9 protein-coding genes are annotated in these 6,546 nt (G+C 74.5%); 6 read left to right on the forward strand and 3 right to left on the reverse strand.

Annotated elements, in window-relative coordinates; translation table 11 throughout:
* The coding region (locus tag ACXJKG_RS18275) for an aminotransferase class V-fold PLP-dependent enzyme (protein ID WP_456847166.1) at window positions 1-705 on the forward strand (705 nt) is incomplete at its 5' end.
* Complete coding sequence (locus ACXJKG_RS18280; protein ID WP_456847167.1) at window positions 702-923, forward strand: sulfurtransferase TusA family protein; 222 nt, start codon at window positions 702-704, stop codon at window positions 921-923. The genes ACXJKG_RS18275 and ACXJKG_RS18280, both read left to right, overlap by 4 nt.
* 45 nt (window positions 924-968) lie before the next feature.
* Here ACXJKG_RS18280 and erpA read toward each other — a convergent pair whose 3' ends face one another.
* Window positions 969-1,331 (reverse strand): iron-sulfur cluster insertion protein ErpA, encoded by a 363-nt coding sequence (gene erpA, locus ACXJKG_RS18285; protein WP_370503438.1) that lies wholly within the window; start codon window positions 1,329-1,331, stop codon window positions 969-971.
* 124 nt (window positions 1,332-1,455) lie between these two features.
* Window positions 1,456-2,646, reverse strand: coding sequence for a glycerate kinase family protein (locus tag ACXJKG_RS18290; RefSeq protein ID WP_456847168.1), 1,191 nt, complete (start codon window positions 2,644-2,646; stop codon window positions 1,456-1,458).
* Window positions 2,647-2,688: 42 nt separating this feature from the next.
* On the opposite strand from ACXJKG_RS18290, the gene nadA reads away from it, so the two are divergent.
* The 4 genes from nadA to ACXJKG_RS18310 are packed head-to-tail and all read left to right on the forward strand — an operon-like array spanning window position 2,689 to window position 5,348.
* A complete protein-coding gene (gene nadA, locus ACXJKG_RS18295; RefSeq protein WP_456847169.1) occupies window positions 2,689-3,879 on the forward strand; it encodes a quinolinate synthase NadA in 1,191 nt (396 codons plus the stop codon).
* A gap of 2 nt (window positions 3,880-3,881) precedes the next feature.
* The gene (locus tag ACXJKG_RS18300) at window positions 3,882-4,481 is read left to right on the forward strand and encodes a DJ-1/PfpI family protein (RefSeq protein ID WP_456847170.1); all 600 of its coding nucleotides are present in this window, start codon (window positions 3,882-3,884) and stop codon (window positions 4,479-4,481) included.
* Window positions 4,478-4,801 (forward strand): antibiotic biosynthesis monooxygenase family protein, encoded by a 324-nt coding sequence (locus tag ACXJKG_RS18305; RefSeq protein ID WP_456847171.1) that lies wholly within the window; start codon window positions 4,478-4,480, stop codon window positions 4,799-4,801. Before ACXJKG_RS18300 ends, ACXJKG_RS18305 begins: the two co-directional genes overlap by 4 nt.
* A gap of 19 nt (window positions 4,802-4,820) precedes the next feature.
* Window positions 4,821-5,348 carry an acyl-CoA thioesterase gene (locus ACXJKG_RS18310; protein WP_456847173.1) on the forward strand — a complete coding sequence of 176 codons (528 nt, stop codon included), beginning with the start codon at window positions 4,821-4,823 and terminating at the stop codon, window positions 5,346-5,348.
* A gap of 6 nt (window positions 5,349-5,354) precedes the next feature.
* Here the strand turns inward: ACXJKG_RS18310 and ACXJKG_RS18315 are convergent.
* Window positions 5,355-6,546, reverse strand: a 1,192-nt coding sequence (locus ACXJKG_RS18315) for a M20/M25/M40 family metallo-hydrolase (RefSeq protein ID WP_456847172.1), incomplete at its 5' end; no start/stop codon positions are given.

Below are 6,546 nucleotides of genomic sequence, written 5' to 3' on the forward strand. Positions count from 1 at the left end.
GCCCTGCAGCACGCGAACGGCGAGGTCGGTACGCGCCAGCCGGTGTCAGCCGCGCACGCCGCCGCCCGTGCGGCCGGGGTCCCGCTGCTGGTCGACGCCGGCGCGAGCCTGGGCCACGTCGACGTCGGGGACGCCTGGGACCTKCTGGCCGCGGACGCCGGCGACTGGGGCGGCCCGGGCGGCCTCGGGGTCCTGGTGACCCGCTCGGGGGTCCGCCGCTCGCCGGACTGGCCCGAGGACGAGGACCGGTGGTTCCCGGGCGGGGTGAGCGTCCCCGCGGCGCTGGCCGCGGCCGTGGCTCTCCAGGTGGCGACGTCCACCCGCGCCGCCGACGACGGATCCCGGCGGCGGCTGGTCGACCGGGTCCGGGCGCGGGTGGCCGCCGAGGTGCCCGACGTCGACGTCGTCGGCGACCCGGTGGACCGGCTCCCCCACGTCCTGACGTTCTCCTGCCTCTACGTCGAGGGCGAGGCTCTGCTGACCGCGCTGGACGAGCGCGGGTTCGCGGTGGGCTCGGGGTCGGCGTGCACGTCCAGCGCCCTGGAGCCCAGCCACGTGCTGGCGGCCATGGGCGCGCTCACCCACGGAAACATCCGGCTCGCGCTCCCCCGCGGCACCACGACCGAGGACGTCGAGCGATTCCTGGACGAGCTGCCGGGGATCGTCGCCGGCGTGCGGGAGGCCTGGGGGGTCGGCGGCMTGTGACCACGGTCGACGCCCGAGGGCTGCGCTGCCCGGCCCCGGTGATCCGGCTGGCCCGAGCCGCCGCGGACGCGCCGCCCGGGACCGAGCTCACGGTGCTCGCGACCGACCCCGCGGCCGTGCACGACGTCCCGGCCTGGGCACGGATGCGGGGTCACGAGATGGTCGGCGCGACCGAGCACGACGGCGTGCACGCGCTGACGGTCCGGACGCACGCATGACTCAGGCCCGGCCCCTGGTGAGGGACCGGGCCTGCGGAGGTCAGATCAGCTGAAGGAGCCGCCGCACGCGCAGGCGCTGCCGGCGTTCGGGTTGTCGATGGTGAAGCCCTGCTTCTCGATCGAGTCGGCGAAGTCGATCGTCGCCCCCTCGAGGTAGGGCACGCTCATGCGGTCGACGACGACCTCGACGCCGTCGTAGTCCTTGAGGGCGTCGCCGTCGAGGACCCGCTCGTCGAAGTACAGCTGGTAGATCAGGCCGGAGCAGCCACCGGGCTGGACGGCGACGCGCAGACGCAGGTCGTCGCGGCCCTCCTGCTCGAGGAGGCTGCGGACCTTCGAGGCGGCGAAGTCGGTGAGGAGCACGCCGTGGGTCTCGGTCGCGGTCTCGGTCGCGGTGGTCTCGCTCATGGGATCTCCTGGGTGCTCACTGGACGGTGCAATCGCTGCGTCAACTCGGTCGTCAACCTCGAGCAACAGCACCGGGCCTGAGGTTGTTCCCGTCCAGGGTACGACTCCTGGGGCGACATCCCCGTCAACGTGACCAGGTTCTCGCCACGCGTGCGGCGCGGGCCGCCAGGCTCCCGGCGGGGTCGGCCAGGGCGGCGGCCACCTGCTCGGGGGTCTCGCCCACGGCGTAGGCGGCGGTGATCCCGGCGGCGGACAGCTCGCGGCGCCCGACCAGCACCTCCCCGGCGAGGACGACGGTAGGCACGGCGTGCGCCAGCGCGCGCGACGCGACCTCCGCGGCGACCTTCCCGTGCAGGGACTGCCAGTCGAACCGCCCCTCGCCGGTGACGACGACGTCGTGGTCGGCGATCAGGTCGTCCAGGYCGACGGCGTCGGCGACCACGACCGCGCCGGGCACCAGCCGGCCGCCGAGCAGCGCGAGCCCGAAGCCGAGCCCTCCCGCTGCGCCGGCACCGGGCGCGGCCGTCAGCCGCGAGGTCGCGGAGGCGGTGCGTGCCCCGGCGAGCAGGTCGGGTCGGACCGCGTCGCCGAGGGCGGCGGTCGCGGCGTGGGCGAAGTGCCCGAGCGCGCGCTCGAGGTCCTGCGCCTGCTCCGGGGTCGCGCCCTTCTGCGGAGCGAACCCCGCGCTCGCCCCGTGCAGCCCGAGGAGCGGGACGTCGACGTCCGTGGCCACGACCAGCTCGGTCCCGCGCAGCCGGTCGCGCAGGTCCCGGAGGCCGACGAGGTCCTCGGGCGTGACCGCGCCGAGCGCCCCGCCCCCGGCGTCGAGCAGGTCGGCCGGTCCATCGAGGCCGAGCGCGCGCGCCAGTCCGACGAGCGCACCGGCACCGCCGTCGTTCGTCGCCGAGCCGCCCAGGCCGAGGACGACCCGACGGGCTCCCGTGCCGAGCGCCGCCGCGAGCAGCTCACCGGCTCCGCGGCTCGACGTCCGGGTGGGGTCGCGCCGGTCGGCCGGCACCAGGGGCAGGCCGAGCGCCTGCGCCGTCTCCACGTACGCCGTCGTCCCGACCACCAGCACCACCGCGGGCGTCGTGACGCCGACCGGCGACGTCACGGTGACAGGGACCAGCTCACCGCCCAGGGCGGAGTGGAGCGTGGCGACGAAGCCCGGTCCACCGTCGGACAGCGGGCACGCTGTGACCTCGTCCCCCGGCGCCGTGCCCCGCCAGGCACCGGCGATGGCGGCCGCGGCCTCGGCGGCCGTGAGGCTCGAGCCGAAGCTGTCGGGGGCGATGAGCACGCGCACGGCGTGCATCGTGGCACGAGCGGGCGGGCGACCGTGTGAAAGGATCGCCGCGTGAGTGTGAGCACCTTCTCCGAGCCGGCTCCGTCGGCACTCCTGCTGCTGGGACGCGGCGTCGACCTGGCCTCCGAGCGGGGCGTCGAGTGCGTCGGCGACCTGCCCGCCCCGAGCGACCCGGATCTCGTCGAGCGCGCCCGGGCTGCCCGCGCCGCGCTGGGCTCCCGGGCGTTCGTCCTGGGCCACCACTACCAGCGCGACGAGGTCATCGAGTTCGCCGACGTCACGGGCGACTCCTTCAAGCTCGCGCGCGAGGCGGCCGCCCGGCCCGAGGCCGAGTTCATCCTGTTCTGCGGCGTGCACTTCATGGCCGAGTCGGCCGACATCCTGACGTCGGACCACCAGCAGGTGATCCTCCCGGACCTCGCCGCGGGCTGCTCCATGGCGGACATGGCCGCCATCGACCAGGTCGAGGACGCCTGGGACGTGCTGGTCGACGCCGGGGTCGCGGACTCGACGGTGCCGGTGACGTACATGAACTCCGCGGCGTCGATCAAGGCGTTCACCGGGCGGCACGGCGGCACCATCTGCACGTCGTCGAACGCGCACGTCGCCCTGCGGTGGGCCTTCGACAAGGTCGGCGGCGTCGACGGCACCGGCAAGGTGCTCTTCATGCCCGACCAGCACCTGGGCCGCAACACCGCGGTGCAGCAGCTCGGGCTCTCGCTCGACGACTGCGTCGTGTTCGACCCGCGCAAGCCCGGCGGCGGCCTGACCACCCAGCAGCTGCGCGACGCGCGGATGATCCTGTGGCGCGGCCACTGCTCCGTGCACGGACGGTTCTCGGTGCGCAACGTCACGGACATGCGCGCGGCCGTCCCGGACGTCACCGTGATCGTGCACCCGGAGTGCCAGCACGAGGTCGTCCTCGCGGCGGACCTGGTGGGCTCGACCGAGTACATCGTCAAGGCGCTCGACGCCGCCGCGCCGGGCAGCTCGTGGGCTGTCGGCACGGAGCTCAACCTGGTGCGTCGCCTCGCGGCCGCCCACCCGGACAAGAACATCCACTACCTCGACTCGACGGTCTGCTTCTGCTCGACCATGAACCGCATCGACCTGCCGCACCTGGTGTGGGCGATGGAGTCCCTGGTGGCGGGCCGGCCGGTCAACCGCATCGTCGTCGACGCCGACGACGCCCACTGGGCCCGGGTGGCACTCGACCAGATGCTCGCGCTGCCGGGGTACTGAGCATGTCCACCGGGCACCATCTGCGCGTCGGCATCTTCGTCTTCGACGACGCCGAGGAGCTCGACGTCGTCGGGCCGTACKAGGTGCTCTCCTACTGGGCGAACACCTCGGACCTGCGTCCCGAGGTCATGACGTTCTCGGTCGACGGCTTCGGGGTGCACTGTGCCAAGGGTCTGCGGCTCGTCCCGGACCTCAGCGCGGACGAGCTGGGTCCGCTGCACGTGCTCGTCTACCCGGGCGGCTTCGGCACCCGCGCGCTCCTGCGCGACCCCGAGCACCTCGAGTGGGTGCGCGGCATGCGCGCCGCGACGCCGCTGATGACCAGCGTGTGCACGGGCGCCCTCGTGTACGCCGCCGCAGGCCTGCTCTCCGGGCGACCGGCCACGACCCACTGGGGCGCCTTCGACGAGCTGGCCGTCCTCGACCCGAGCATCCTGGCGGACACCGAGGCGCGGTTCGTCGACGACGGCGACGTCGTCACCTCCGCGGGGGTGTCCGCGGGCATCGACATGGCGCTGCACCTGGTCGCCCGGCTCGAGTCCGTCGACGCCGCGAAGGCCGTCCGGCGCGGCATCCAGTACGACCCCGAGCCCCCGGTATGACGGGACCGCTCGACGCCCCCGTGCTCGAGCACGCCCTGCTGCCTGTCCGGGCGGGCCAGGAGGACGCGTTCGAGCGGGCCATCGCCGACGCCACCCCGCTCGTCGCGAGCATCCCGGGCTTCCGCGGGATCCACGTCTCACGCGGCGTCGAGAGCCCGGGCACGTACCTGCTGCTCATCGGCTGGGACTCGGTCGAGGCGCACGAGGTCGGCTTCCGCGGGTCGCCGCAGTACGCGCATTGGCGCGAGCTGCTGCACCACTTCTACGAGCCGTTCCCCGTGGTCGAGCACTTCGTTCCCACGGAACCTACCCGCGAGTAACATCGCCGCCGTGACCCGGATGATCCAGCTCGCACTGGCCACCACCCGCCCCCGAGCCGCCGTCCCGGGCCGCGGGCTCTTCGACCCGTCGGTGACCTCCATGCGGGTCCACCCGGGCGACCTGGACTTCTACCGGCACGTGAACAACGGCGTGTACCTGCAGATGATGGACGTGGCGCGCAGCAACTTCCTGGCCGACCTCGGCGCCTTCGGTCCGCTGAAGGAGCACGGCTGGTACCCCGTGGTGGCGTCGTCGACGATGTCCTACCGACGCTCGCTCACGCTGGGCCAGCGCTTCGAGATCTCCACCCGCCTGCTCGGCTGGGACCAGCGCTGCGCCTACCTGGAGCAGACCTTCCGCCGGGGCGGCGAGCACGTCGCGCGCGGGGTCGTCGCCGGGCGGTTCCTCGGCCGGGACGGGTCGCGCATCGCCGCGCCCGACGTCATCGACCTGCTGGGCACCCACGACGGCCCGTCGCCCGAGCTGCCCGACGACGTCCGCGCCTGGGCCGAGGCCGTCGGCGTCGCGCACCGCGGGAGCGCCTGAGGCGCCTCAGCGGGCCGCGAGACGCTCCAGCAGCAGCGCCTCGGCCAGCACGACCTTCTCCAGCTCGCCGAGGTGCACCGACTCGTTCGCGCCGTGCGCGCGGCCGTCCGGGTCCTCGACGCCGGTCACCAGGATCGAGGCGTCCGGGAAGACCTCGAGCAGGTCGGCGATGAACGGGATCGACCCGCCGACCCCGATGTCCACGGGGTCGGTCCCCCACGACTGCGCGAACGCCCAGCGGGCGGCCTGCATGGCCGGGGAGTCCAGCGGCGCCTGGAACGGCTTGCCCTGCTCGCCGTCGGTCACGGTGACGCGCGCGCCGAACGGGGCGTGGTCGACCAGGTGCGTGCGCAGCGCGGTCATCGCCGCGGCGGGGTCCTGGCCGGGGGCGAGCCGGACCGAGAGCTTGGCCGAGGCGCGCGGGGTGATCGTGTTCGAGGCGCTGGCCACGCGGGGGGCGTCGAAGCCGATGACGCCGATCGCGGGCCGCGTCCAGAGCCGGGCGGTGATCGGTCCCGTGCCGGCCAGGCGGACACCGTCCAGCACGCTCGCGTCGGCGCGGAACGTCGCCTCGTCGTAGTCGACGCTCGGGTCGGGCGCGTGGACCAGGCCCTCGACCGCGACGTCGCCCTGGTCGTCGTGCAGCGTCGTGATCAGGCGGGCCAGGAGCGTCGGGGCGTCGAGGATCGCGCCCCCGAACATGCCCGAGTGCACGGCGTGGTCCAGGACGGCGACCTCGACGACGCAGTCCACGAGGCCCCGCAGCGACGTCGTCAGCCCCGGGACGCCGATCGCCCAGTTCGACGAGTCCGCGACCACGATGACGTCCGCCTCGAGCAGGTCGCGGTACGCGTGCAGGAACGCCGTGAAGGTGGGCGAGCCGATCTCCTCCTCGCCCTCGACGAAGACCGTCACGCCCACGCCGAGCTCGTCGCCGAGCACCCGCAGGGCACCGACGTGCGCGATGACGCCCGCCTTGTCGTCGGCCGCACCGCGCCCGTAGAGCCGTCCGCCGCGCTCGGTCGGCTCGAACGGCCGGCTGTCCCAGTCGGCGTCGTCGCCGGGCGGCTGCACGTCGTGGTGCGCGTACAGCAGCACGGTCGGCGCCCCCTCGGGGGCGAGCCGGCGGCCCACCACGGCGGGCGCGCCGCCGGGCACCGAGAGCACCCGGACGTCGTCGAGCCCGGCGCCCCGCAGC

This window comes from Cellulomonas sp. P5_C6 (genome assembly GCF_054049635.1).